The sequence below is a fragment of the Corynebacterium sp. UMB2355A genome, assembly GCF_033877495.1.
GTDB classification, from domain to species: Bacteria; Actinomycetota; Actinomycetes; order Mycobacteriales; family Mycobacteriaceae; genus Corynebacterium; species Corynebacterium pseudogenitalium.
Map to the genome: position 1 here is coordinate 2,128,475 of NZ_CP138855.1, position 24,894 is coordinate 2,153,368.

The following is a 24,894-nucleotide window of genomic DNA, read 5'->3' on the forward strand; positions in this document are numbered from 1 at the left end:
TGAGTAGAGAATAGAAAAGTTTAGGCGCGCGACTTCGGCTTCAACGCCCAAATGATTGAAAGCGCGATCACCCAGCCGATCAGAGCGAACAGGCCGGTGCGGTAATCAGGCAGGAACGCCATCAGGACCAACACCAGGATGAAGAACCCTGCACAGATCCAGTTTGCCACTGGGTACCACGGAGCGCGGAAGGACACATCGGGGTGCGTCTTCCGGAAGTTCAGGTGCGCGAAGCACACAGCAGCCCAAGTAATCAGCTCGGAGCCGACGATGATGGCAAGCAGGATGGCGAACACACGACCCTCAAAGAAGTAGTTCATGAAGACCACAATGCCCATCAGCGAACCGTTGAACAGCAGAGCGCGAAGCGGCAACCCCTTTTTGGTTGTTGCTGCGAAAAATGAGGACGCCTGGCCATTGCGCGCGAGATCGCGCAGCATACGGCTTCCCGAGTACGTCATTGTGTTACACACTGACGCAACCGCTACCAAAATAACAAGGTTGAGCAAGTGCGCGGCGCCGTCGATTCCCACGGAGGAGAGCACCCTGACGAACGGGCTGGCGGAAATATCCTGTTCGTCCCACGGCGCGAGCAGCAAGATGACGCTCATGCCACCGATGTAGAAGACCAAAATGCGCCAAATAACAGAGTTCACTGCGCGCGGGATCGTCTTCTCCGGGTGCTCTGTCTCGCCAGCTGCCGTGCCGATCGACATGATGCCGCCGAATGTAAAGGTCACCGCTACCAGGGAGAACAGCACACCAGATGCGCCATTCGGGAAGAATCCGCCGTGGACAAAGAGGTTGCCAAAACCGACTGCTGGCTCCGGACCAAGACCAAGCACCAGCACAACGCCCAGAATGATCATCAGGATCAGCGCAATGACCTTAAACAGTGAGAGCCAGTACTCGGCCTCTGCGAACACGCTCACGCGTGCTGCGTTCACAAGCATCACAACGATAAGCGTGACAAGCGCAGTGAGCCAGTGCGGAATGTCAGGGAACCAGAAGTCGAGGAAGGTGCCCATCGCGGTGAGCTCAATCATGCCCACCACGATGGTGGTAAACCACCAGTTCCATCCCGTGATAAACCCGGCGCGCGGGCCGATAAACTCACGAGCATAGGCCGCGAACGAGCCTGAGACAGGATGCGCTACTGCCATCTCGCCGAGCATGCGCATCAGCAGATAGACGATGAACCCGACAATTAAAAATGTGAGCAGGACCGCTGGGCCCGCATAGCTAATGGATTCCGCAGAACCAAGAAACAGGCCAGTTCCGATACAGGAACCGAATGCGATCATCTGCAGCTGACGGTTTTTCACCTTGCGCTGCAGACCACCATCGCTGGTGGCTTGGTGTTGTTCATCGCCGCTCATTGGCGTACTCCTTGCGATAAAAGTTGCCGGATAGCCGGAGGCTCCCTCACACATTAATCAATTGCGTGTGTCAGACAACCGTTGGGTGTGTACAAAGAACCCCCTTGACGCCGCTTCGCGGGGAAGCGCGCAAGGGGGGAGATCCCGAAAGTGAGGCGTAAGGCTATGCTTGTCCCTCGAAGAGCGTCGTTACCGAGCCATTTTCGAAAATCTCGTGAATGGTCTTTGCCAGCAGCGGAGCGATGGAAAGCACGGTGAGGTTCTTCCAGCCTTCGGTGCTCTGCGGAAGCGTGTCGGTCGTGATCACTTCCTCCGCGCCACAGTCGCTCAGACGCTCACGTGCCGGGTCAGAGAAAACACCGTGGGTACACGCGATGACGACCGACTTCGCGCCGGCCTTCTTCAGCACGCCAACCGCACCTGCGATGGTGCCACCGGTATCAATCATGTCGTCCATCAGGATGCAGTCTTTGCCGTCGACGTCGCCGACAACGCGGTTGGAGACAACCTTGTTCGCGGCGTCGATGTCTCGAGTCTTGTGCACGAACGCCATCGGGGCATCACCCAACATATTGGCCCACTTCTCAGCCGACTTCACGCGGCCAGCGTCAGGGGAGACCACCACGAGGTTGTCCATCGGGTACTTGGACTTGATGTAGTCCACCAGGATTGGCTGAGCGTGCATGTGGTCGACCGGGCCATCGAAGAAGCCCTGGATCTGATCCGTGTGCAGATCCACGGACACGATGCGGTCTGCGCCGGCAGCGGTGAGCAGGTCAGCAACCAGGCGGGCGGAGATAGGCTCGCGGCCACGGTGCTTCTTGTCCTGGCGGGCGTACGGGTAGAACGGCAGAATCGCGGTGATGCGCTTTGCGGAACCACGCTTGAGTGCATCAATCATGATGAGCTGCTCCATCAGCCACTTATTCAGCGGCTGCGCGTGCGACTGCATCACAAAGCAGTCCGAGCCACGCACGGACTCTTCGAAGCGGACAAAGATTTCACCATTCGCAAAATCGCGCGCGGTGGTCGGTACCAACTCGATGTTCAGACACTTTGCGACGGCCTCCGCAAGCTCAGGGTGGGCGCGTCCAGTAAATAGCTTGAGGTCTTTTTGGCTTTCCGTGGAATATCCAGTCATGGTGATCCTTTAGTTCTCGCGTGCTTTCTTTGCAGCATTCGCTGCGTCCGTACCCGGGCGGTTGGCCTCAACCCAACCTTCGATGTTGCGCTGATGGCCCTCCTTGATGGCCAGCGCACCCGCCGGCACATCCTTTGTTACCACCGTACCTGCGCCAGTGTACGCGCCATCGCCTACGGTTACTGGCGCTACGAACATCGTGTCCGAGCCAGTTCGGCAGTAGTCGCCAATCGTGGTGTGGTGCTTCTGGACGCCGTCGTAGTTGGCGAACACAGACGATGCGCCGATGTTGGACTCGCGGCCAACGGTGGCGTCGCCAATGTAGGTCAGGTGTGGCACCTTTGAGCCTTCGCCAATCTTTGCGTTCTTGGCTTCGACGAATCCGCCGAGCTTGCCATTCGCGCCAAGTTCGGTGCCTGGGCGGATGAACGTGAATGGGCCGACATTCGCGTTCGCGCCGATGACGGAGAGGGAGCCCTGCGTGCGGACAACCTGTGCGCCCTCGCCGACCTCCATGTCCGTCAAGGTGGTGTCTGGGCCGATGGTCGCGCCGTTGCCAATCACGGTTGAGCCCCACAGCTGCGTGTTTGGCTGAATGATGACGTCCTGGCCGATCTCAACATCCACGCCGATCCAGGTCGTAGCAGGGTCGACGACAGTGGCGCCAGCGCGCATGGCGCGCTCGACCAAGCGGCGGTTGAGTTCCTTGCCGGCCTCGGCGAGCTGTACGCGGTCGTTCACGCCGGCCAACTCGCGAGGGTCCTTCGCGACGTAGGCGCTGACGGCCTTGCCGTCGCCGCGCGCGATGCCGAGTACGTCGGTGATGTAGAGCTCTCCCTGCGCGTTGTTGGCGTCGATGCGGGTCAGTGCATCGCGCAGGACCGCGGCATCGAAGGCGAACACGCCGGAGTTGACCTCGCGGACCTTCTTTTGCTCCTCGTTGGCGTCCTTTTCCTCCACGATTTCCAGCACGTTGCCGGAAGCGTCGCGGATGATGCGGCCGTAGCCAGTTGGGTTGTCGAACTCGAGCGACAGCACGGTGACGGCGGCACTGGTGGCCTTGTGGGCGTCGATAAGCTCGGTGATTGTTGATGGCTGCAGGAGCGGCACATCGCCGTTCGTAACAACGACAGTGCCCTCGAAGTCAGGGATGACCTCAAGCCCGCACTGTACCGCGTGGCCCGTGCCGTTTTGCTCCTCCTGCACTGCCTGCTTGATGCTGCGGCCCATCTCTTCGGCGATGGCATCAACAGCGGGGGAGACTTGATCGCGTTGGTGGCCGACGACAGCGACGAGCTCCTGTGGCCCCACCGCGTTGGCTGCGTGCAGCGAGTGCGCGAGCAGGCTGCGTCCGCCGATCTTATGCAGTGTTTTCTGGATGCTGGACTTCATGCGCGTGCCCGCACCTGCGGCGAGGACTACGACGGCGCATTCAGGATGATTTACCACTGAACGGGTACTCCTTAATTCATCGGTGAATGAGGTATAAAACCAACTGCACAACAGCATAACGCGCTATGCGCGCGAGTTTGCAGACACATCCTTCAAACCTGCCGCGCGCCACACACCCACCGCGCCGACTGCGGCCAGGAACAGCAGCGTTGCCTCAGGTCCAAGGGTCGAAACCGCCGATGAAATCGCACCGACGATCAGCAGGACGATCCCCATCGCTGTGTTCGCGGCGCCGGTGATCATCGTGCGTCGATCACCCTCCGCCATGTCCACGAGGTAGGTCTTTCGGCCCACGCGCACCGTCGTGTGCGCCAAGTTGACCAGGAAAAACCCGATTGGCATGATCCAGCGGTTGGCCTCGGGAGCAAGCCAGTGTCCGGACATCACCAAGAGCACGAGCACGACGGATGCGGTGCCAGCAGCCCACGCCATCGCGTTTTTCGACGACTTATCCGCCCACATACCGGAGACCTTTCCACCAACGAGTGCTGCGCCACCCGATGCCAGGATGAAGCCGCCGAGTGAGGAAAGGTTCGTGCCCTGTTGCTGGGCCAGCACGACAATAAATGGCGTCGATAAGGCGGTGACCAGCATGAGGGAGCGAACGATGAGGAACTTCTGCAGGTCCCTGTCGTCCTTGATCAGGTCCCACGTTTGGCGTGCCCACCCCTTGCTGGAGGCCTCCGAGGGTTCCTCTTCAGGCTCCTTAATGGTGCGGAAAACCAGGGAGGCGAACGCCCACGTGGAGGCGCCCGCCGCAAGAAGCGTCACCAGGACCCATCGGGGTAGGTCATTCGGGAGAATTGCGAACAGCACACCGATCGCGAGGGTGACGGCGCCAGACAGCGCGGTCGCTTGGCCTGTGATGAGGCCACGCCGGCCTTTCGACACGGTTCGTCCTTGTACGTCCTTGCCTGCGATTGAGCACAGCGCGCGGAAGATAGACAGCGCCGCAAGCAAGATGACAACCGCAACGCCCAAGGCAGCGCCACTGAGCAGCGCCGCAGAGAGCGCGATCAGCCCTGCTGATGCGGCCTGGCCCCACGAACCAACCAACCACACCCACTTTCGCGACCTCTGTGATGTGACCCAGGGGCTCAACGCGGCTTGCGGCAGCATTGAGCCCGATTCGCGGATCGGCACCAAGAACGCTGTGAATAGGGCCGGAACCCCGGCAGCCGTGAATAGCCACGGCAGGACCGTCTTCGCGGCGACGATTTGGTCACCGATGCCCTGTAGACCGTTGGCCCATACGAATCGGCGTGCGTTGTACTCCTCGTGAGACGTCATACCAAAGATAGTAGGGTCGGCAGCAGACTTTATACATTCGGATGAGGAGAACCAATGGCTTCGGCACGTGCCAACCGCAACGTCATCAGCAGAAGGACATTCTTCAAAGGGGCACTGTTAACGCAGGTAGCAGTGCTGGCAGCGTGCGCCGGGGAAGGTCCGGGCGGGGTGCGCTCCGGGCAGGCGACGCCCGCGGGTGCTGACGCCGAGTCCCGCCCGCTGCCCATCCCGCCGCTGGAACAGGGCACGCTTAACGGCACCACGCGCAGCTTTGAACTCACCGCGCAGCAAGGCGAGTACGAAATCGTACCCGGCACCATGACGAAGACCTGGGGCTTCAATGGCCCATGGCTTGGGCCCACGCTCTACATGCGCCAAGGTGAAACGATCGAGATGAAGGTGAACAACGAGCTCGACGAGCCGACGGTGGTCCACTGGCACGGTCTCCACCTGCCCGCGGCGGCTGATGGCGGTCCGGCCCTCATCTTTGATCCTGGCGCGAGCTGGGAACCGACCTGGCAGGTCGAACAGGCGGCGTCTACCTGCTGGTACCACCCGCACCCGCACGAGATTTCCGCGCTGCACGCGTACCGCGGCCTCGCCGGGGGCATTGTCGTTGCCGACGACGCGTCCGACGCGCTCGGCCTGCCGCAGGAATACGGTGTCGACGACATCCCCGTCATCATCACCGATGCGAAATTCACTGAGGATGGCCAACTCGACGAAACCATCGACCCAACCTATGGTCTCCTCGGGACAACGCCGCTGGTGAACGGTATCACGAAGCCGCGCTTTGAGGCGTCGACAAGCCGTGTTCGACTTCGCATCTTCAACGGTGCAACGATGCGCTTCCACCATCTCAGCCTCGGCGTGCCGTTCAACATCATCGCGACAGATCAGGGGCTTCTCGACGCCCCCATCGAAGCCGACGCGGTACTGCTGAGCCCTGGCGAGCGGGTAGAGATCATCGTCGACCTTGAGGCGGGCAAGGACCTGATGCTGCGCAGCGACGGCATCCCCAATGGGGGAGGCCTGCCTGACGAGGAAGTCGCCAACGGGTTTGGCCTGCAAGACACCTTCGACCTGCTCGAGATCGCAGCGCCGGAACACGACACCGCACTCGACGCGCTACCGGCACAGCTCGTCCCCGTGGTGCGTCCTGATGTCAGCGGAGCACCGGAGCGCGAGTTCCGGCTTAACGGCTTCCAAATCAACGAGCAATCCATGGATATGGAACGCGTCGACTTTGTCATCGACCACAATGGCCCCGAAGTCTGGCACGTCACCAACGAGAACTCCGACTGGCCGCACAACTTCCACGTCCACAACGCCAGGTTCCTGGTGGACAAGGTGGACAACGGCGACGTCGCATTCACCGAAGGCTGGCACGACACAATCTATGTACCGCCACTGTCAACCGTCACCCTCATTGTGGAGTTCGGCTGGCACCCGGATCCGACCTTGGCGTACATGTACCACTGCCACATGCTCTTCCACGAAGATGAAGGGATGATGGGGCAGTTCGTCATGGTTGAGCCTGGGCAGAAGGCGAACCTGCGGCCGATGCCGGAGGGGCATCACCACTAGGCTAAGTTCCAGGAAGACCACGACCTGAAAAGGTTTAAGAATTACTTGGAAGCTTTGCCTCCGCGAATGGCGTCTAACTTCCGTTGTAAGTCAGGGGAACCTGCCGAGACGATGCGCTGCAGCATTTGTTTCTGGCTTCGTGCTCCGCAGCGATTTCCCAAAACTTTGTCGTGTTTATTAGATGCTTTGGAGAGCACTTCAATGAGTGATCGGTTGAATTGCTCCAAATAATCGAGTTGCTGGAGGGCGAACAGCGCTTGAACACATCTCTACAGAGGTCGACCGACCAAGCAAATTGTGACCGTTCTGCGAAGTGGTAGTCTGTGAGCCGTCCGAGCAACGCACACGTCCAGTCAGCAAACTGGATAGTTCCGTATAAGTGACTGTCGGCCTGAATCGGAACTTCAATGATGCTGCGGTTATCTTTGTTGGTTTTGCTGTAAATAGTTTTGCCAAGTGTTGCGACCGCACGTTCACGGTTGTCCGTATCAGTTGCATCCATGATGACCAGCAGCTCTTCATTGGCTTTCGTCGCTATCCTGCCAAGCCTATTGATGGCTTGGATCAAACAATGTTCCTCGCGCTCTTGAGAAGTCTCTTTAGTGACGCTGACTGGGCCAATTGGCTTCTCTTGTCCAAAGAAGAAGAGTTGACCACCAAGATTTCCCAGTTTTCGGTACAGCCTCTTAGTCGCTGGGTTGATTTCATCCTTGTACTCGCGGATATTCGCGGTGGTAAAGAGTGCTGATCCCTTCTTTTCCCACCGTCTTGGATGCGCATTAGCTTGCGTAATTTCCCAGTCAAGAAGCTGTTCTTTTACGTACTCAAAATAGCCACCAAATTGCCGAACGCTGTGCGACGGTATCAAATACCCGGCATAACCAAATACTGGGTGTGTATTAAACTTTTTATGGTCATGTCGGATGTAGGGGCCCTGGTGTCCGAATTCATCGAGGTAGGCTATGAGCATGGCGGTTCCTTCGAGATAGCTCAGCGGCCAGAACAATGCTTTGCTCTGGCCGCCGGAATTAGCGCGGTACGCGTGTTTCAGCGCCGCCACTGCAATTTCAATATAGCTTTTCCGGTAAACGGAGTCAATCGTGCAGTTTCGTGACTACATTTTGACTACATAAACCCCCACAAACGCCCTCAAACGCCCCACAGTTCAGGGTTAAGGGTCAAAAAGTGTGTCCGGAATCGCGGATTTTCACGGATTGACCTGTAGGTTTCCGGAAAGTATATGCTCCGGAAGCATATATCTAGCCCCCGACGGGAAATCCTCGGTGTGGCAGCCGTGATGTGCTATGCGCGGCGTGGTGTGGTGTCGCAATGTCGAAGAACCAACCACGCTGCCACTGCGGCGGTGAAATGAAACGCAACGGCACCACCAGCAAAGGCACCACCAGATGGCGCTGCAAACAATGCGGCGCCTCCAGCGTCAAACGTCGAAACGACATCACCAACGCGGCAGTGTTCACCCAGTTCATCGAGCATTGCACCACCGCAATATCACTCGACGACCTAGCCAAACGAAACGGTGTTAGCCGCGCCACCATGAAGCGGCGCTTCAAGTGGTGCTGGCTCGTTGATGTGCCTGACCCCACCGCCGGCCACCACAAGCGGATCTACGACCAGGTATTTCTCGATGGCACCTACACCGCCGGTGGCTGCCTGATCGTCGCGGCGACCATCGACCACGTGATCGCCTGGCACTGGTGCAAACACGAAACCACCCGCGACTACCAACTGCTGCTTGAACGCATCGAAGCCCCACTCATCGCCGTCATCGACGGCGGCCAAGGCGCATACAGCGCAATCAAAAAGTGCTGGCCGACTACGAAAATTCAACGCTGCCTCGTCCACGCCCAACGCGTGGTCCGCCGCTACACCACCACCAACCCACGCACCGATGCCGGGCGCACCATCTACCGACTTGCGCTGAAACTGACCCGGATCACCACACTGGATGAAGCCGCCGCGTGGGGTGTGCAACTGCACGAGTTTTCAACGATCTACCGGGAATGGATGAACGAGAAAACCATGATCAAAGACCCCAAAACAGGTGCATGGACCCGCGTGTGGACCCACCACAACGTGCGCAAGGCCTACAACAGCCTCAACCATCTTTGGCGGTCCGAGATGCTGTTTGTCTACCTCAACCCGCCAGCAGGAGTCCTTGCGCCCGAGCGGATCAAATCCACCACCAACAGCTTAGAAGGCGGCATCAACGCCCAGCTCAAACTGCTCGCCAGAACCCACCGCGGCAGATCAGGCGAACGACAACGCCGCATGCTGGATTGGTGGCTCTACTTAAAAACGGAACTGCCTGACGATCCAGTACGAATCGCCAGGCAGTCCGACTGGGGCCAGGGCCAACTCGCCAAAGTATCCACCCTGACCCAAACCGAGAACCAAGCCGACCACGAAACAGGACGCCCAGCCCTCTACGACAACGCTATCGACACCGACTACACCCACTCAATCGGCATTCAAAAAGGCCAAATCTAACCCCCGCGACACGCCGAGCCAGACACACATTTTGACCCTTAACCCACAGTTCACCCCGCTGGAAAACGAAAAACACCCCCAACCCAGGCAAAACGCCAGGTAGCGGGGGTAATGAAAAAGCTTCCCCACCAGGACTCGAACCTAGAATGACGGTACCAAAAACCGTAGTGTTGCCGATTACACCATGGGGAACTGCTCGACCTAGTGTAACCGATACCCAATGAAATGTTAAAAAGTGTGATGAGCTGGCAGTTTGCGGGCTGTCGGGGTTGTGTCCGGGGTGGGCTCTAAGCTAGAACGCATGGCTCGGCAGCGAATGACAAGAACGCAGCGCAGGGACCAGTTGCTCGCAATTGGCCGTGCTGCCTTTGCAGAACGTGGATTTGATGGAATCTCCATGGAGGAGATTGCGCTGCGTGCAGATGTGTCGAAGCCCGTCGTGTACGAACACTTTGGCAGTAAGACCGGGTTGTACGACGCCGTCGTTTCGCAGGAGATGGCGCGGTTTGAGCGCACAATTGTCGAAGTGATCCAAAACGGACGCTGGCGAGAGCGCATTGATAATGGCGTGTTGGCGCTGCTGACGTACATCGATGAGGAAACTGATGGGTTTATCATCCTGGTGCACGGTAGGATCCTCGGACGTGAACGAACGTACTCGACAGTGCTGAACCGCGTAACTGCGGAGGTGTCCTACCTGCTTGAGCGTGCGTTTGAGCACCGCGGCCTCGATGCTTCGGTGGCGGCACTGTACGGGCAGGCGCTGGTTGGGACCGTGTCGAATACGGCGTTGTGGTGGTTGGACCAACGGGGCGTCGATACGCGGTTGGATAAGGCGACGGTCGCGGCGCACATTTCGAACCTGTGCTGGAACGGGTTGAGCGGGTTGGAGGCACAGCCCCGCATCATGACGAACGAAGTGGAGGAACAGTAGTGGAAGAACAGACAGCTCAGGCGCCTGCGTTGGGTGGTTTGCTCACTATGGCGCTTACCGACCCGAAGCTTAAGGGCTTGGTGGGCAACATCGGCGTCGACTCGTTGCACGTGACTGGAATTGACCAGGTTCGTTCGTGGGCTACGGGTGCGCTGGCTCGCCAGGTTCCGGTGCTGTTGGTGACCGCAACGAGCCACGAGGCGGAGGATCTGACTGCTGAACTGCAGGCGATGCTCGGAAAGGGCAAGGTCGCCAACTTCCCCGCTTTTGAGACGCTGCCTCACGAGAGGTTGTCGCCGGCGCCTGATGTCGTGGGTGCCCGTGCGAAGGTGCTGTGGGAGATGCCCCAGGTCATCATCGCCTCGGCGCGCGCCTTCTGCCAGCCAGTGTTGCCCGCGGTGGAGCCGATTACAGTGAAAGTCGATACCGAGTGGGACTTCACGGAGCTGACCGAACAAGCCGTCAACTTCGCCTACGAGCACGTCGACATGGTGGCAAAGCGCGGGGAGTTCGCCACGCGCGGTGGCATCATCGATATCTTTCCGACCACCGCCGAGTACCCAGTGCGCCTCGAGTTCTGGGGCGACGAAGTCACCGACATCCGAAGCTTCGCCGTCGCCGACCAGCGCACCATCGAGGAGCTCACATCCGTCGAGCTTTTTCCGGCGCGCCAGTTAATTATCGACGCCAGCGTGGCCAAACGCGCCGATGAGCTTGCCCGCACGAACCCGTCGAATACCACGCTGGTGCAGCTGCTCACGCGGATCTCTGAGCACACCCACGCCGATGGGGAAGAGGTACTCATCCCGGTGCTCAGCGACGCGAAGTACTCGGTGCTGCCGGAGCTCATGCCGAAGGGCAGCATTGTGTTCGTCTCTGGGCCTGAAAAGGTGCGCACCCGTATCGCGGACCTCGAAGCCACGGACCAGGAATTCTTGGAAGCTGGGTGGGAGGCCGCGGCGATGGGTGCGGAGGGCCCGCTTGCTGTGGAGGGGCTGGACGTATCGGCGTCCTCGTTCCGTTCGTTCGAGTCGTTGGAAGTGTCGGCACGCAACGCGGGCAACGCGTGGTGGACATTCGCACCTCCAGGCATGTTTGCCGCCGATGATGCGATGACGCTGCCGCTGGAATTCGAGGCTGCACCCGCACCGAAGGGCGAGCCCAAAGCAATTGAGCAGCTCTACGCGACGTTGAAACTGCACGTGCAAACCAACGGGGGCAAGGTAGCGTTCGTGGCGCCAGCGAAGGGCACCGTTGAGCGCATGGCGGAGCGACTGAGGGAGCACGGTATCTCGGCGCGCATCGCCACCCCTGGGTTGGAACCCGTCGATGGCGCGGTCACGGTCTACCAGTCCCTTTCACATGCAGGTCTCGTGTTCCCCGGACCCAACCTCGTGGTAGTGACAGAAACCGACGTGACCGGCAACCGCGTCGGCGACATCGCTGGCGCGAAGCGGCGCCGCCCGCGGCGCCGGAACCGGGTGGACCCACTCGCGCTGACTCCCGGTGATTTTGTTGTGCATGACACGCATGGCATCGGCAAGTTCATCAAGATGGCCGAGCGCACCATCAAAACCGGTGACGAAGCCTCCCGGCGCGAGTACATCGTGTTGGAATACCAACCAGCTAAGCGCGGCCAGCCCGGCGATCAGCTCTGGGTGCCGATGGAATCCCTCGACCTGCTGAGCAAATACACCGGCGGCGAGAAGCCTTCGCTGTCCAAGATGGGCGGCTCCGACTGGAAGAACACCAAGCGCAAGGCGCGCGCCGCCGTACGTGAGATCGCCGGCGAACTCATTGAGCTTTACGCTAAGCGTCAGGCCGCGCCGGGCCACGCTTTCGGCCCAGACACGCCGTGGCAACACGAGATGGAGGACGCGTTCCCGTTCGTAGAAACGGAGGACCAGCTCGCTGCCATTGAGGCGGTCAAGGAGGACATGGAGAAGCCGACACCGATGGACCGCGTGATCGTCGGTGACGTGGGATTCGGAAAGACCGAGGTTGCTGTTCGCGCCGCGTTCAAGGCAGTGCAAGACGGACAGCAGGTGGCGGTGCTTGTGCCGACGACGCTTCTTGCCCAGCAGCATTACTCCACGTTCAACGAGCGCATGGACGGCTTCGGGGTCACCGTTCGCGAGCTGTCGCGCTTTACTTCAGCGAAGGAAGCTAAGGAGATTATGGCAGGGTTGGCGGATGGTTCCGTCGACGTTGTGATCGGCACACACCGTCTGCTGCAGACGGGCGTGTTCTGGAAGCAGCTTGGCCTCATCATTGTGGATGAGGAGCAGCGCTTCGGCGTAGAGCACAAGGAGCACATCAAGGCCCTGAAGAGTCACGTCGACGTGCTCACGATGACCGCGACGCCAATCCCGCGGACCCTGGAGATGAGCCTGACGGGCATCCGCGAGATGACCTCGATCACGACTCCTCCGGAGGACCGCCACCCGGTGCTGACCTACGTTGGCCCGCAGGAAGAGAAGCAGGTTGCGGCAGCTATTCGACGCGAACTGCTCCGCGACGGCCAGGTGTTTTATATCCACAACCGCGTTTCCGATATTGAGAAGACGGCGCGCTCCCTGCGGCAACTCGTACCCGAGGCCCGCGTCGTGGTCGCGCATGGGCAGATGGGTGAGCAGCAGCTTGAGCAGACAGTCCAAGGGTTTTGGAACCGCGAATTCGACGTGCTTGTCTGCACCACCATCGTGGAGACCGGCCTGGACATCGCCAACGCTAACACCCTGATCGTGGAGAACGCACAGAACATGGGTCTGAGCCAGCTGCACCAGCTGCGCGGGCGCGTCGGGCGTTCCCGCGAACGCGGCTACGCGTACTTCCTGTACCCGAAAGAGAAGACACTCACCGAAACGTCCTACGACCGACTTGCGACCATCGCACAGAACAACGACCTCGGCGCCGGCATTGCTGTCGCGCAGAAGGACCTGGAGATGCGCGGTGCCGGCAACGTGCTCGGCGCGGAGCAGTCCGGCCACATTGCAGGTGTTGGCTTCGACATGTACGTCCGGCTGGTCGGGGAGGCCGTCGAAACGTACAAGGCGCTCATGACCGGCGAAGTCGTCGACGCGACAGACCAGGGCCCGAAGGAGATCCGAGTGGATCTGCCTGTCGACGCCCACATCCCCGAAAGCTACATCAACGCCGAGCGCCTGCGCCTGGACGTGTACCGAAAACTTGCCGAGGCCCGCGATGAGCAGGACCTGCGCAAGGTTGCCGAGGAAATGATCGACCGCTTCGGACCACTTCCGACCGAGGTCTTGCGCCTCTTCGCGGTTGCACGCGTGCGCCACTTGGCTCGAACTGCTGGAATCTCGGATATCTTGACTCAAGGCACGAGGATCAAGTTCCACCCCGTGGAGTTGCCAGACTCGAAGCAAGTCAGGTTGAAGCGCCTGTACTCGGGAGCGAATTACCGTGCTGCGGCAAAGACACTGCAGGTACCAATGCCACGTGAAGGCAAAGGCATCAACCAGCCAAACCTGCGCGACATGGAGCTGCTGCAGTGGGTCGCCGACTTCATCGCGGACATTTTCGATGCCGAGAAGATCTCCGTTACTGGTGAGTCCGATGGCGACGGTGGCAGGAAAAAGAAACGCATCATCAGTGTGAGCCAGTAGCGGTTTCTACCGGGCTTTGTCCGGTGGTGCCTATTGGGAGTTTTCCCGGTGCTGCCTGTACTATGGGCCCGTGCGCCCCTATAGCCCAATCGGCAGAGGCAGTTGACTTAAAATCAATTCAGTGTGGGTTCGAGTCCCACTGGGGGCACAACGCAACGTCCCGCATACCTACAGGTAGCGGGACCTTTTGTGTTCCTATCGGCTATGCTGTGGGCACCCCTTTTCTCCGAAGACCTTGAGGAAGCAATGAAGCAATACGCAGCAGTCGGGATGATCGCAGTCGCTTGTTTGGGCGTTGTGGGTTGTTCCGGTGACAGTGGTTCGAGCTCCAGCAGCAACGATGCAGCCCCGGCCACGATCACCCAAACAATCACCACCACAGATTCACACGCGGAGGACACCGCCGCCCCAACCAGCGCCTCCGAGGATACCGAGACTCATACATTTTCAACGCGCCACTCCATCAACACTGGTCAAGTAGGAGGGGAGTGTGGCACCACTGAGTTCGGCGACCGAATCAAGGCGGGACCCGCAACATCGTGCGAATTTGCAGCTGAGATCTTCGACGTCGCCTACGCCGCAACCTGGCGCTACGTAGCGGCGAACCCCAACGTGAACGCGGTGCCGCGGGCTGATATCTCGGTGACGAGTCCCGTCACCGGCGAAACCTACCCGATGGTGTGCAAGATGGGCAGCGATGGCCGTGACATGTGGTGCGATCACCCCGAAGACGAGAACAACTCGGTGCACTTCTACACGTCTGGCGGTAGCCAACGGATGGCGAATCGCGTCAACCTTGTTCAGTAAGGTCGGGCCAGCGAACTATTAGAGTAGGTTCGTTAACGAGCGAACGGCCTGCTCATCAACCTTTGGCTTTTGCAACACAGCAACCAAGAACCCGGACTGCTCCGTGAACGGCTCCAAGTCCCAGCTCGCAAACTGGTGCTGTGGCTGGAACCCGACTTCGTGGCACATGGTGAGGAAGTCGTCGAACTCCCATCCGCGCCCACGCCCGAAGCCGACGACGAACCGTCCGCCCGGACGTAGCGTTCGGAAGATGTTCTCAAGCGCGGGCCTGCGACCGTCGACGGCGAGGAACCCCATCACGTTGCCTGCCGAGACCGCAATATCGATATCGCGGACCTCGATCGGATCGGCGGAAAGGTCGCCAACTACCCAAGTTGCTTCGGGGAAGTCTTGCTTCGCGTACCCGATCAGCACCGGGTCGATGTCCACACCGAAGACGATATGTCCACGCTTTGCCAGATAGCCGCCAAGGCGACCAGTCCCGCACCCTGCATCGAGGATGCGGGAGTGGCGGGCGGAGAGGGCGTCGATAAGCCGGGCCTCCCCGTCGATATCTTTGCCCTGTTGCACGAAGTTGCGCCACCGCTGGGCGTAATTCTCGGAGTGGTCAGGGTTTGCAGCGACAATTTCTTTCCAAGTGGCCATGCCCAAAACTATAGCTTCGGCCCCTTGGAAGTCACCTCCGCGTCCGTTGGGATGGCGTCTACCGGGATATCCTTCGGGAACGCGTGAGCAAGTGCGGCAGCAAAGTGCTTGCCACGGATGTCATTGCCGGTGGCGTTGTAGTGCACCTCGTCGCCTGCGAGGAACCAATCCAAGTTGGAGCGCGCCTCGCTCGCCCAGTCGTAGACGACTACGTCTCGACGCTCCTTCGCAACCTTGCGCAATGCAACATTGAACTCGTCCATGTTCTCGTTGGCGTAGTAGCCATTCGACGGGTTACCCGTTGCGGCTGTCGGCCACATCACGCGGTAGCCCTCCAACAGGTCAAGCATCTTGCGGATGTTTGCCTCCAACTCACCCGTGGGGTCGTAGCCGTAGGAGCGGGCAGCGTCTGCGTTGGCGGCGTCGTTCACGCCGGTGGCGATGACCCAGCAGGTGCCATCGTCAGCTGCACCCTGGGCGAGCAGTTGCTGCACGGACTCAATCGCAGACGGGTAGTTCTCTCCGTTGCCGTTGAATCCCTGATTCGTCGCGCGAGCGCCAAACACGCTCGTATCTACCTCGCTTGCGCCAGCGTCCAAGTATCGGTCAATCGCAGTGACCGCGCCTTCAGGAAGCTGGTTGATATCGAACATGCCAATCGAGGTGGAATCGCCGACGTGGATGACCTTCTCGCAGCTCATCTTCACGTCCGAAGGCTGGTCCTCCCATGAAGCTTTCTCAGAGGCGGACGTCGTCAAGCTTTCCTCAGTTTCCTTGGCTTTGTCCTTTCCCTCGCGATGGTCGCGCGTGCCTCCGCGTTGCGCATCCTGAGGCAGGGACATGGTGGTGTTCGGCTTCGAGGTATCCATGGCGAACACAGCCGGGATGCCTATTGCAATGATTGCGGCGAGCGTAATCGTCGAACCAAGCGTGATCGGGCGGAGTGCCTCCAACGGGTGTGCGCGGAATTGCTTCAGGGGCCCGAACACGCCATTGCGACGGATTGGGTTCTCAAACATGGTCCAGCTCAGCGCAGCAAGTGCAGTCGAAAGCACAAACACGAGGATGGAGGACCACACGCGGTGATCCTGCAACCACGCATCCGGCATGAAGTAAATCACCGGCATGTGCCACAGGTAAATACCGTAGGAGCGTTCGCCGATCCAGCGAAGCGGCTCCCAGCTGAAAATGGTCGTCCAGGGGCCGCGCGCCCCAATGACTGAGTAGATAGCAGCAACTGACGCAAGGTTCAGAAGCAGGATCCCACCCTTGTACAAGAACATGTTTTCCTGCGCGACGAGCATGCTCAGCGCGAAGATGCCGCCGAAGCCGAGGGTGCCAACAACGGTGCTCAGAACAGGGGAGGAACCAATGTTCTTACCGGCGTGCTTCCGTGAGGAAACCACGATTGCTAAGACCGCGCCGAGGAGCAGCCCGCCCGCGCGGGTATCGGTGCCCTCGTAGACGCGAGTCGCGTCGATAGAAGGATCAGCGAGCACCCACATCCAGATAAAGGAAGCTCCGGCGAGCACCGTGGTCACGACGGCGACAATCCACCCACGACGGAACACCCTCAGCAGCACCCACAGCAACAGCGGCCACAAGAGATAAAATTGTTCCTCGATCGCCAGTGACCATATATGGTCCAGCGGACCGGGGCCATTGAACTGATCGAAGTACGATGAACCGACGGCGATGTTATGCCAGTTGTTCACGTAGAAAATGGAGCTCAACGCTTCAAACGAGCGGTCACGAAGGTTGCCCGCATCGAACGCGACGGAAAGAATCACGACTGCCAACACTGTGGTCAGCATCGCAGGTATGAGACGGCGGAAACGCCTGACCCAAAACGTCTTCAGGTGCAGCGAGTTATCCCGGTAGTGCCCACGCATGAGGTTAAGCGTGATCAAGTACCCCGAGAGGGTGAAGAACACGCCCACGCCTAGCAGGCCACCGCTGAACCCAGGGAGGTTGAGGTGGTACGCGATAACCAGCATGACCGCTAGCGTTCGGATCCCGTCGAGGGCGGGGACATAGCGGTGAGAACCTGATATTGGGGGCGGCATGGGATGGCGACCTTCCTGGAGTGCGACAAACGTACAGAAGTATAGCGCTGCCAGAAAGATGGACATGAATTGTGGTGCAGATTGCTGCAGAGGCCACGCTCAGTGGCGTGATCCGGACAAATTCTTTGGGCGCATGGAACTAAAACAACACCCAGTGCGTTGGAGTAGGTGAACGATTGTTCTCAAAAGAAAGGATCAGGGGTCCGTGAGTAGCAACAACCCTGTATTGAAAACTCTGCAGGGAGTAGATTCCCAACGTGGCACTGGGTACCAGGGGTACGGTGCCGCGAACCCGTACGAGCAAGCACCCATGGGTGCATCGGCGGGCACCGTGTCTGAGGACCGTCCAATGACGGTTGACGACGTTGTCACTAAAACCGGCATTACCCTTGCCGTAATTGTCGCCTTTGCAGTAATTAACTTCGGACTGTACCTCGGTGGGTACGGCTCCATTGCCAGCATTCTGACGCTGGTCGGTGCCGTCGCCGGTTTCGTCCTCGTGATGATTCACGCATTTGGCAAAAAGTACGGTTCCCCAGTTATTACCCTGGCGTACGCGGCTGCTGAGGGCCTGTTCCTTGGTGGGTTCTCATTCGCCATCACCGGGCAGTTCAGTGTCGCCGGCGCGGACGCAGGCGCGTTAATCTTCCAGGCGATCTTGGGCACCTTCGGTGTCTTCGCGGGCATGCTTGTGGTCTATCGCACCGGTGCCATTCGCGTTACCCCGCGGTTTAATCGGATCCTCACCGCAGCCATTTTCGGCGTGCTCATCCTGGTTGTCGGCAACCTCTTGTTGAGCATCTTTACAGGCATGAATCCGCTTCGCGGTGGTGGCACCATCGCCATCGTGTTTAGCCTGGTCTGCATCGTGCTGGGCGCACTTGCGTTCCTGCAGGACTTTGACGTCGCCGATAAGTTGGTGCGCATGGGCGCCCCATCGCAGGCGGCCTGGGGCGTTGCACTTGGCCTGGCAGTGACTCTGGTGTGGCTCTACACCGAGATCCTGCGCCTGCTGTCTTACTTCCAACAGCGATAGCGCACGCGCTCACTGCAATAAATACCCGGCCCCACGACTGTGAGGCCGGGTATTTTTGTCTAGTTGCGCTCAAAAGCGCCCCGGCCAACAACATCGCTGGGCCGGGGCAGGGAGCTAATTGCTGTATTCAGCGTACTTAGCGTGCACCCTCAGGGTTGATAGACGTGCCGTCAACGGTGATGGTTTTAAACACGAGCACACCATCTACGATGTCTGGGTTGCCCAGGACAACCTGCACATCTTCGATTTCGCGGTTCGGATTGACCGTGGTGCGGGTAGCGGTGCCCTGCGCGAGCTGCTCAGACCAGGTATCCCACACGATGTCCTGGAGGAAATCGTTCTGGTCGCTGCAGTTGAGAGTCAGCGAAGCTGGACGCTCAAGGCCGACGCTGCCGCAGTTATTGACCAGTGGGGTCTTGTCCGAAGCACCCATAGCGGTGACAGTCTCGGTGACTGCAGCCTCAGAGGTAGCGCCTGCTGCATCGGTTACGTTCGTCGGGGTTGCCTTCGCGCGCTCACCAGGAAGCGAAGTTGGGTCCTGGCTTTGTGCCGTATCAACCTTCAGGTCCGACGGGTTTTGGTGTGGTGGGTGGCAGGCAGTCAAGCCCACAGCACCGAGTGCGACCACGCTGGTGAGTACTAGCTTGCGGGAAAAGAACTTATTCACAGGAATTCCTTCAATGTCAGCGATCACGGATAACGCCGATGGCGTAGACAGGCTACTTCGCCCGTGGCGTGGAAGCCTTAACAGAATCATACGGTTCTGCGGAGACGATTGTTACCGAAATCTCTCGGCCATTTGGGGCGTTGTAGGTGCGGGTTTCACCCTCGGAAGCACCGACTACGGCTGCGCCGAGCGGAGAGTTCTCCGAGTAGGTCTCCAGGTCCTCGTTGTCCGTCGAAGCCGCGCGGGTACCGATCAGGAACGTTTCCTTATCATTTTCGTCATTGTTGTAGTAGACGTGCACGACGGAACCTACGTGGGCTACACCCTCGACGATGCCGGAGCGCTCCGTGGTGGAGTTAGCCAGCAGTTCGGAAATCTGCTTAATGCGAGCTTCTTCCTGGTCCTGCTGCTCACGCGCGGCGTCGTAGCCAGCGTTTTCCTTGAGGTCGCCTTCTTCACGGCGTTCGTTAATTTCGGCTGCGATGACAGGGCGATTGTCGATGAGCTGCTGAAGCTCAGCTTCAAGCTTGGCCTTCATCTCCGGGGTGATGTACTGCTGCTGAGTTTGCGCCATCAGGTAAAAACCTTCCCTATATATGTCAAACGAGCCCGCCGGTTGGCGGGCAACTTTACCAGGCGGATAATAGCACAGCTGCCGCGCAGGTGGTGCACTGGTGAGGCTTAGCGGGCGTCGTAAAAGGTGCTGGTGGGGTCCATGTAGAACGGCAGATTGTCTGAGCAGCCGTAGACACGTCCTGAGACTGCCGGCTCGCGCACCGGTAGTTCGACGGCGACCCGCTCGAGCTCCTGCCCGCCTGCGGGGAGTACTACTTCTCGACGCCCAACTTCGGCATGCGCGTAGTTGACCGCAGTGACGATGCAGTACGAAGGGGCCTCGACGTCTTTGCGTGATACATCGATCCACATGCGTGTGGTGTTGTCGTCGACAGCTTCGAGCGAGATGAAATCCGCAGTGACGGTGCGAGACTCCTGCTTCTTGAAGTAGTCAAAGACGCTGTAAAGCAGCACGACGACGAGGCCGATGGCGATCAGCGCGACGATCCGGCCAGCGGCGTTGCTGCGTTTCGTGGCTGTCGGGGTGGTGCTGGAGCCGTATCGGGATGTTGGGCGACTGGGAGAAGTCACGGTTACCTACCTCGCTGAATGACGCTGGATGACGCTGTAGCTGCAATCCGTTCCAATGTACTAAGATGGCGCGAAGTTACGGAATCAGGCCCCGAAGAAGTTCTAGGAGGAATAGTGGCCGGCTTGCGCTTGATGGCGATCCACGCACACCCAGACGACGAGTCCTCTAAAGGTGCAGCAACGATGGCAAAATACGCATCGGAGGGGAACCGGGTGCTCGTCGTCACGTGTACTGACGGGCGACGAGGCGACATCTTGAACCCTGCGATGGATTGGCCGGGCGTGCTGGAGAACATCCTCGAGGTCCGGGAGCAGGAGATGGCGGAGGCCGCGGAGGCCCTCGGCGTGGAACATCAGTGGATGGGGTACGAAGACTCGGGTCTGCCACAAGGCGACCCGCTGCCCCCGCTGCCGGAAGGCTCGTTCGCGACCCAAGACCCGGAGGCAGTGACGGCGCATCTCGTCGAGTCGATTCGAGAGTTCAGGCCGCATGTCATCATTACCTACGACGAAAACGGTGGCTACCCGCACCCCGACCACTTGATGGTCCACGAAATCTCGATGCTGGCCTGGGACAAGGCGGGAGATCCATCCTTTGCTCCCGAAGCAGGGCAGGCGTGGACGCCATTGAAGCTGTACTACAGCCATGGATTTATCCTGCAGCGGATGCGTCTTCTGCAGGACCGCTTGTACGCGCAGGGAAAGAAGAGCCCGTACGAGCTGATGATTCAGCGGTGGGAAGAAAACAAAGCGGATGTGATGAGTCGCGTGACCACAAGGGTGGAGTGCGCGGAGTACTTCCCCCAGCGTGCAGCAGCGCTGACCGCACATGCGACACAGATTGATCCGGCGGGCGCGTTTTTGGCGAGCCCAGTTGAGGACCAGCAGGAGGTATGGCCGACAGAAGAGTTTGAGTTGGCCAGAACTCGCGTAGCATCAACGTTGCCGGAAGATGATCTCTTCGCCGGTATTGGCCCGAAGACCGCGGACGCGCTCGCTGAAGGTTTCGGGCAAGAGCGCTAACATTTTCAGCACAAGGAAGACGAAATACACATGATGACGACAGCACACGCAGCGATTATCAACACCTCTGCTTACTTGGTGGCGCAGGCGCCGAAGGAAAACCCGGTGGGGCCGGACTTTGGCAAGGCTTCGCCATTCGGCCTGTTGCTGTTGGTGATGCTGGCTGTGGTCATTTTGTCTCTGGGGTTTGCGTTCCATCGCCGGTACTCGCGGTTCCGCCGACGCAGCCTCTTCGCTGAGAAGCACGGCATCGACCCGTTTGATCAGGAGGCGCTGGATAAGGCCATGGCGGAGGCGGGTGTGCTTGATCGCCGGAAGAAGCGTTGGATCTAAGGCAGCTAACATACATACCGTTGATTGGTGAGTAAGGTTGGGTCCGTGAGTAGCCTCCAAAAAATTCTGTATCCGCTGTATGAAGCGCGCCTGAAGCGTGAGCTGAAGGGCAAGAAACGCCCGAAGCACATCGCGGTCATGGCGGACGGCAACCGACGGTGGGCCCGTGAGGCTGGGTTCACCGATGTTTCTCATGGCCACCGGGTGGGTGGGGCGAAGATCGGCGAACTTGTGCGGTGGTCGGCGGAAATGGACGTGGACGTCGTTACGATCTACCTGTTATCAACGGAGAATTTGCAACGGACTTCGGAAGAAGTTGAGCTGCTGTTCGACATTATTTCCGAGGTGATCGAGGACCTTGCGACGCAGTCTTACTCCTGCAAGGTTCGGCTCGTAGGGCACCTGGAGCTCTTGCCGGATGAGGTTGCAGAAAGGATGCGCCGATCTGCCGACACCACCACAGGCAAAGCTGGCCTGACCGTCAACATTGCGGTGGGGTACGGCGGCAGGCAAGAAATTGTCGACGCCGTTCGCAGCCTCATTAGCGACGCCGCTGCCAGCGGCTGCAGCGTGGACGAACTGGTCAACGCAGTGACCGTTGAGTCCGTGTCGCAGCACCTGTACACCTCAGGTCAGCCCGATCCAGACTTAGTGATCCGGACGTCGGGGGAGCAGCGCCTCTCCGGCTTCCTACTGTGGCAGGCGGCGTACTCCGAGATCTGGTTTACGGACACGTACTGGCCCGCGTTCCGCAAGATTGACTTCCTTCGCGCGTTGCGCGAGTACTCGCAGCGCTCCCGTCGCTTCGGCAAGTAGGCAGCTACCTGGCGCTACATTTTGCGCATGCGGACCCACTGCACTGAATGGTCGGCGCCTTTGCGTAGCACGAGCGAGGCACGGATACGGGTGGGGGCAATGTTTTCCACTAGGTTCGGCAGGTTGATGGACTGCCAAATATCGCGTGCCTTGTGACGGGCCTGCGCCTCATCGATGTCGGCATAGTGCGCAAAGTGCGCGCCGGGCTCTCGAAACGCGGTGTTGCGAAGCTTCATGAAGCGGTCGATGTACCAGCGTTCAATATCGGTGGTGAGGGCGTCGACATAAATTGAGAAGTCGAAGAGGTCGGACACCATGAGGGTCGGGCCGGTTTGGAGGACGTTGAGCCCTTCGAGAATGATGATGTCCGGCTGGCGGACCTCAATGAACTCGCCTGGGATGATGTCGTAGGCGAAGTGAGAATATATCGGCGCTTTGACCAGTGGTTGACCCGACTTGACCTCGGTGACAAAGCGCATGAGGTCGCGCCGGTTGTAGGATTCCGGGAATCCTTTGCGGTCCATCAGGTTGCGCTCTTTGAGCACTTTGCTGGGATAGAGGAACCCGTCGGTGGTGATGAGGTCCACTCGAGGATGAGAGTCCCAACGCTGTAGCAACACCTGCAGTACACGGGCAGTCGTTGACTTGCCGACGGCCACCGACCCCGCAATCCCGATAATGAATGGCACGTGGCCTGGGTCATCACCGATAAACGTCTCTGTAGCCTTCGTAAGTTTTTGTCTGGCCCGTACCTGGAGGTGAATCAGGCGAGAGATCGGAAGGTAAATGTCTTCAACTTCCTGCATATCGAGGTTCTCGCCGATACCACTGAGCTTGGCTACTTCGTCCTCCGTCAAGACTTGTGGCATTTGCGCACGTCGGTGCCGCCAATCGTCGCGGTGAAAGTCCAAATAAGGGCTCGAATCCGAAGTGCGGGGAGATTTCGCCATGCGTAACATTGTTACATTTGTTGTTTCGTGTCGGGGAACTCAGGTGCAGATACTTCTGAAGTTCCTGAATAAAGTGGACTTCTTTCGTAGCGCTGATGCTTATACTGCTTAGCAGTGCCAGGCATAGGTGTGCCTGGACATGAGCTAAAACATGATTGACTGTCTGATCTTGAAAGGACCCGGTGCACGTGTCTGAAGACCTCCGCTACCAGGATCTCGCTACTTTTGACCCCGAAGTTCACGAAGCGATCGTTCAGGAACTGTCGCGCCAGCGAAACACGCTGGAGATGATTGCCTCCGAGAACTTCGTCCCGCGAGCAGTGCTGCAAGCACAGGGTTCGGTGTTTACGAACAAATACGCCGAAGGCTACCCAGGTCGTCGCTACTACGGTGGCTGCGAGCACGCCGATATTCGTTGAAGACCTGGCGCGCGACCGCGCGAAGGAGCTCTTCGGCGCGAAATACGCGAACGTGCAACCACACTCCGGTGCGCAGGCGAATGCGGCTGTGTTGATGGCGCTGTGCGAGCCGGGCGACACCATCTTGGGCCTCAGCCTCGCTCACGGTGGCCACCTGACGCACGGTATGAAGATCAACTTCTCCGGCAAGCTGTACAACGTTGCTGCGTACGAGGTTGAAAAAGACACGTGCACCATCGACATGGAGAAGCTGCGTGAACAGGCGCGCGAGGTCAAGCCGAAGGTGATCATCGCGGGTTGGTCCGCGTACCCTCGCCACGAGGACTTTGCTGAGTTCCGCTCGATCGCAGACGAGGTTGGTGCGTACTTGTGGGTCGATATGGCGCACTTCGCTGGCTTGGTTGCTGCTGGTCTGCACCCGTCGCCGGTGCCTCATGCACACGTTGTGTCCTCCACGGTGCACAAGACGATTGGTGGACCACGCTCCGGCTTCATCCTGACCAACGATCTCGAGCTGCACAAGAAACTCAACTCCGCAGTGTTCCCAGGCCAGCAGGGTGGCCCGCTGGTGCACGTGATCGCTGCGAAGGCTACCGCCTTCAAGCTCGCCGCGACGGAGGCTTTCCGTAACCGCCAGGAGCGCACGCTCGAGGGCGCAAAGATTCTCGCCGAGCGCTTGACCCAGCCAGACGCCAAGGAAGCCGGCATCGATGTCGTCTCCGGCGGCACCGATGTCCACCTTGTGCTAGTAGACCTGCGTAACTCCGCGATGGATGGTCAGCAGGCAGAGGATTTGCTGCATAAGGCTGGCATTACGGTGAACCGCAACGCCGTTCCTTTCGATCCGCGTCCGCCAGCCGTGACGTCGGGGCTGCGTATTGGCACCCCGGCGCTGGCGACCCGCGGCTTCGGCAAGGAAGAGTTCGAGGAAGTCGCGGAAATTATCGCCGAGGCGCTCATCCAGGGTGAGAACGCCGACGTCGACGCCCTGCACGCCCGCGTAGACGCGCTGGCGGAGCGGTTCCCGCTCTACCCGGGCCTCGAAGATTGGAAGATGCTCTAA

General features: G+C 59.3%; 20 protein-coding genes, 1 tRNA gene and 1 pseudogene. 11 read left to right on the top strand and 11 right to left on the bottom strand.

From position 1 onward, the window contains the following. Positions 1-20: 20 nt before the first annotated feature. The 4 genes from R0V12_RS10140 to R0V12_RS10155 all read right to left on the bottom strand — a co-directional run bounded on the left by R0V12_RS10140 (position 21) and on the right by R0V12_RS10155 (position 5,262). The gene (locus R0V12_RS10140; RefSeq protein WP_320072583.1) at positions 21-1,379 is read right to left on the bottom strand and encodes an amino acid permease; all 1,359 of its coding nucleotides are present in this window, start codon (positions 1,377-1,379) and stop codon (positions 21-23) included. Between the two features lie 163 nt (positions 1,380-1,542). Continuing rightward, positions 1,543-2,520 (bottom strand): ribose-phosphate diphosphokinase, encoded by a 978-nt coding sequence (locus tag R0V12_RS10145; protein ID WP_070362775.1) that lies wholly within the window; start codon positions 2,518-2,520, stop codon positions 1,543-1,545. A 9-nt stretch (positions 2,521-2,529) separates the two neighbouring features. Further along, on the bottom strand, positions 2,530-3,912 hold the full coding sequence (gene glmU, locus R0V12_RS10150) for a bifunctional UDP-N-acetylglucosamine diphosphorylase/glucosamine-1-phosphate N-acetyltransferase GlmU (RefSeq protein WP_413774881.1): 1,383 nt from the start codon (positions 3,910-3,912) through the stop codon (positions 2,530-2,532). Positions 3,913-4,035: 123 nt separating this feature from the next. Continuing rightward, on the bottom strand, positions 4,036-5,262 hold the full coding sequence (locus tag R0V12_RS10155; protein WP_320072585.1) for an MFS transporter: 1,227 nt from the start codon (positions 5,260-5,262) through the stop codon (positions 4,036-4,038). A 54-nt stretch (positions 5,263-5,316) separates the two neighbouring features. On the opposite strand from R0V12_RS10155, the gene R0V12_RS10160 reads away from it, so the two are divergent. Continuing rightward, positions 5,317-6,849 (top strand): multicopper oxidase family protein, encoded by a 1,533-nt coding sequence (locus R0V12_RS10160; RefSeq protein WP_320072586.1) that lies wholly within the window; start codon positions 5,317-5,319, stop codon positions 6,847-6,849. A 73-nt stretch (positions 6,850-6,922) separates the two neighbouring features. Here R0V12_RS10160 and R0V12_RS10165 read toward each other — a convergent pair whose 3' ends face one another. Further along, positions 6,923-7,909 carry a DUF3800 domain-containing protein gene (locus R0V12_RS10165; RefSeq protein ID WP_256041791.1) on the bottom strand — a complete coding sequence of 329 codons (987 nt, stop codon included), beginning with the start codon at positions 7,907-7,909 and terminating at the stop codon, positions 6,923-6,925. Positions 7,910-8,178: 269 nt separating this feature from the next. Between R0V12_RS10165 and R0V12_RS10170 the strand changes: the two genes are divergently transcribed. The 5 genes from R0V12_RS10170 to R0V12_RS10190 all read left to right on the top strand — a co-directional run bounded on the left by R0V12_RS10170 (position 8,179) and on the right by R0V12_RS10190 (position 14,730). Then, positions 8,179-9,357 (top strand): IS256-like element IS1249 family transposase, encoded by a 1,179-nt coding sequence (locus tag R0V12_RS10170; RefSeq protein WP_005323424.1) that lies wholly within the window; start codon positions 8,179-8,181, stop codon positions 9,355-9,357. 301 nt (positions 9,358-9,658) lie between these two features. Continuing rightward, a complete protein-coding gene (locus R0V12_RS10175) occupies positions 9,659-10,291 on the top strand; it encodes a TetR/AcrR family transcriptional regulator (protein WP_070362771.1) in 633 nt (210 codons plus the stop codon). A gap of 47 nt (positions 10,292-10,338) precedes the next feature. Then, complete coding sequence (gene mfd / locus R0V12_RS10180; protein ID WP_320073025.1) at positions 10,339-13,923, top strand: transcription-repair coupling factor; 3,585 nt, start codon at positions 10,339-10,341, stop codon at positions 13,921-13,923. Positions 13,924-13,997: 74 nt separating this feature from the next. After that, a tRNA-Leu gene (locus R0V12_RS10185) sits at positions 13,998-14,071 on the top strand. 98 nt (positions 14,072-14,169) lie between these two features. Then, a complete protein-coding gene (locus R0V12_RS10190; protein ID WP_141742270.1) occupies positions 14,170-14,730 on the top strand; it encodes a hypothetical protein in 561 nt (186 codons plus the stop codon). An 18-nt stretch (positions 14,731-14,748) separates the two neighbouring features. Here the strand turns inward: R0V12_RS10190 and R0V12_RS10195 are convergent, their stop codons facing one another. After that, entirely contained in the window at positions 14,749-15,375 is a 627-nt protein-coding gene (locus tag R0V12_RS10195; RefSeq protein WP_070362768.1) for a class I SAM-dependent methyltransferase, read from the bottom strand. Positions 15,376-15,383: 8 nt separating this feature from the next. After that, positions 15,384-17,372: an acyltransferase family protein gene (locus tag R0V12_RS10200; RefSeq protein WP_413774856.1), complete on the bottom strand. Its 1,989-nt coding sequence runs from the start codon at positions 17,370-17,372 to the stop codon at positions 15,384-15,386. A 274-nt stretch (positions 17,373-17,646) separates the two neighbouring features. Between R0V12_RS10200 and R0V12_RS10205 the strand changes: the two genes are divergently transcribed. Then, the gene (locus R0V12_RS10205) at positions 17,647-18,477 is read left to right on the top strand and encodes a Bax inhibitor-1/YccA family protein (protein WP_070362766.1); all 831 of its coding nucleotides are present in this window, start codon (positions 17,647-17,649) and stop codon (positions 18,475-18,477) included. Between the two features lie 136 nt (positions 18,478-18,613). Here the strand turns inward: R0V12_RS10205 and R0V12_RS10210 are convergent, their stop codons facing one another. The 3 genes from R0V12_RS10210 to R0V12_RS10220 all read right to left on the bottom strand — a co-directional run bounded on the left by R0V12_RS10210 (position 18,614) and on the right by R0V12_RS10220 (position 20,290). Then, positions 18,614-19,144, bottom strand: coding sequence for a hypothetical protein (locus tag R0V12_RS10210; protein ID WP_070362765.1), 531 nt, complete (start codon positions 19,142-19,144; stop codon positions 18,614-18,616). A 52-nt stretch (positions 19,145-19,196) separates the two neighbouring features. Then, the gene (greA, locus tag R0V12_RS10215; RefSeq protein ID WP_070362764.1) at positions 19,197-19,718 is read right to left on the bottom strand and encodes a transcription elongation factor GreA; all 522 of its coding nucleotides are present in this window, start codon (positions 19,716-19,718) and stop codon (positions 19,197-19,199) included. A gap of 107 nt (positions 19,719-19,825) precedes the next feature. Then, positions 19,826-20,290: a DUF4307 domain-containing protein gene (locus R0V12_RS10220; RefSeq protein ID WP_070362763.1), complete on the bottom strand. Its 465-nt coding sequence runs from the start codon at positions 20,288-20,290 to the stop codon at positions 19,826-19,828. Between the two features lie 114 nt (positions 20,291-20,404). Between R0V12_RS10220 and mca the strand changes: the two genes are divergently transcribed. From mca to R0V12_RS10235, 3 genes are read left to right on the top strand one after another with little or no spacing between them, the layout of a single operon-like run. Continuing rightward, on the top strand, positions 20,405-21,313 hold the full coding sequence (mca, locus tag R0V12_RS10225) for a mycothiol conjugate amidase Mca (protein ID WP_320072588.1): 909 nt from the start codon (positions 20,405-20,407) through the stop codon (positions 21,311-21,313). A 30-nt stretch (positions 21,314-21,343) separates the two neighbouring features. Further along, positions 21,344-21,646, top strand: a complete 303-nt coding sequence (locus R0V12_RS10230; RefSeq protein WP_141742271.1) for a hypothetical protein — start codon at positions 21,344-21,346, stop codon at positions 21,644-21,646. Between the two features lie 45 nt (positions 21,647-21,691). After that, the gene (locus R0V12_RS10235) at positions 21,692-22,462 is read left to right on the top strand and encodes an isoprenyl transferase (RefSeq protein ID WP_070363549.1); all 771 of its coding nucleotides are present in this window, start codon (positions 21,692-21,694) and stop codon (positions 22,460-22,462) included. Positions 22,463-22,476: 14 nt separating this feature from the next. Here R0V12_RS10235 and coaA read toward each other — a convergent pair whose 3' ends face one another. After that, positions 22,477-23,412, bottom strand: coding sequence for a type I pantothenate kinase (coaA, locus tag R0V12_RS10240; RefSeq protein ID WP_070362761.1), 936 nt, complete (start codon positions 23,410-23,412; stop codon positions 22,477-22,479). A gap of 188 nt (positions 23,413-23,600) precedes the next feature. On the opposite strand from coaA, the pseudogene glyA reads away from it, so the two are divergent. Further along, positions 23,601-24,894, top strand: a pseudogene (gene glyA / locus R0V12_RS10245) (serine hydroxymethyltransferase).

Coding starts and splice junctions, on each gene's coding strand:
- R0V12_RS10230 (WP_141742271.1), top strand. CDS start 21,344: ATGATGACGACAGCACACGCAGCGATTATCAACACCTCTGCTTACTTG.
- R0V12_RS10175 (WP_070362771.1), top strand. CDS start 9,659: ATGGCTCGGCAGCGAATGACAAGAACGCAGCGCAGGGACCAGTTGCTC.
- glmU (WP_413774881.1), bottom strand. CDS start 3,912: ATGAAGTCCAGCATCCAGAAAACACTGCATAAGATCGGCGGACGCAGC.
- R0V12_RS10160 (WP_320072586.1), top strand. CDS start 5,317: ATGGCTTCGGCACGTGCCAACCGCAACGTCATCAGCAGAAGGACATTC.
- R0V12_RS10155 (WP_320072585.1), bottom strand. CDS start 5,262: ATGACGTCTCACGAGGAGTACAACGCACGCCGATTCGTATGGGCCAAC.
- mfd (WP_320073025.1), top strand. CDS start 10,339: ATGGCGCTTACCGACCCGAAGCTTAAGGGCTTGGTGGGCAACATCGGC.
- R0V12_RS10200 (WP_413774856.1), bottom strand. CDS start 17,372: ATGCTGGTTATCGCGTACCACCTCAACCTCCCTGGGTTCAGCGGTGGC.
- R0V12_RS10170 (WP_005323424.1), top strand. CDS start 8,179: ATGTCGAAGAACCAACCACGCTGCCACTGCGGCGGTGAAATGAAACGC.
- R0V12_RS10145 (WP_070362775.1), bottom strand. CDS start 2,520: ATGACTGGATATTCCACGGAAAGCCAAAAAGACCTCAAGCTATTTACT.
- greA (WP_070362764.1), bottom strand. CDS start 19,718: ATGGCGCAAACTCAGCAGCAGTACATCACCCCGGAGATGAAGGCCAAG.
- coaA (WP_070362761.1), bottom strand. CDS start 23,412: ATGGCGAAATCTCCCCGCACTTCGGATTCGAGCCCTTATTTGGACTTT.
- R0V12_RS10195 (WP_070362768.1), bottom strand. CDS start 15,375: ATGGCCACTTGGAAAGAAATTGTCGCTGCAAACCCTGACCACTCCGAG.
- R0V12_RS10190 (WP_141742270.1), top strand. CDS start 14,170: ATGAAGCAATACGCAGCAGTCGGGATGATCGCAGTCGCTTGTTTGGGC.
- R0V12_RS10140 (WP_320072583.1), bottom strand. CDS start 1,379: ATGAGCGGCGATGAACAACACCAAGCCACCAGCGATGGTGGTCTGCAG.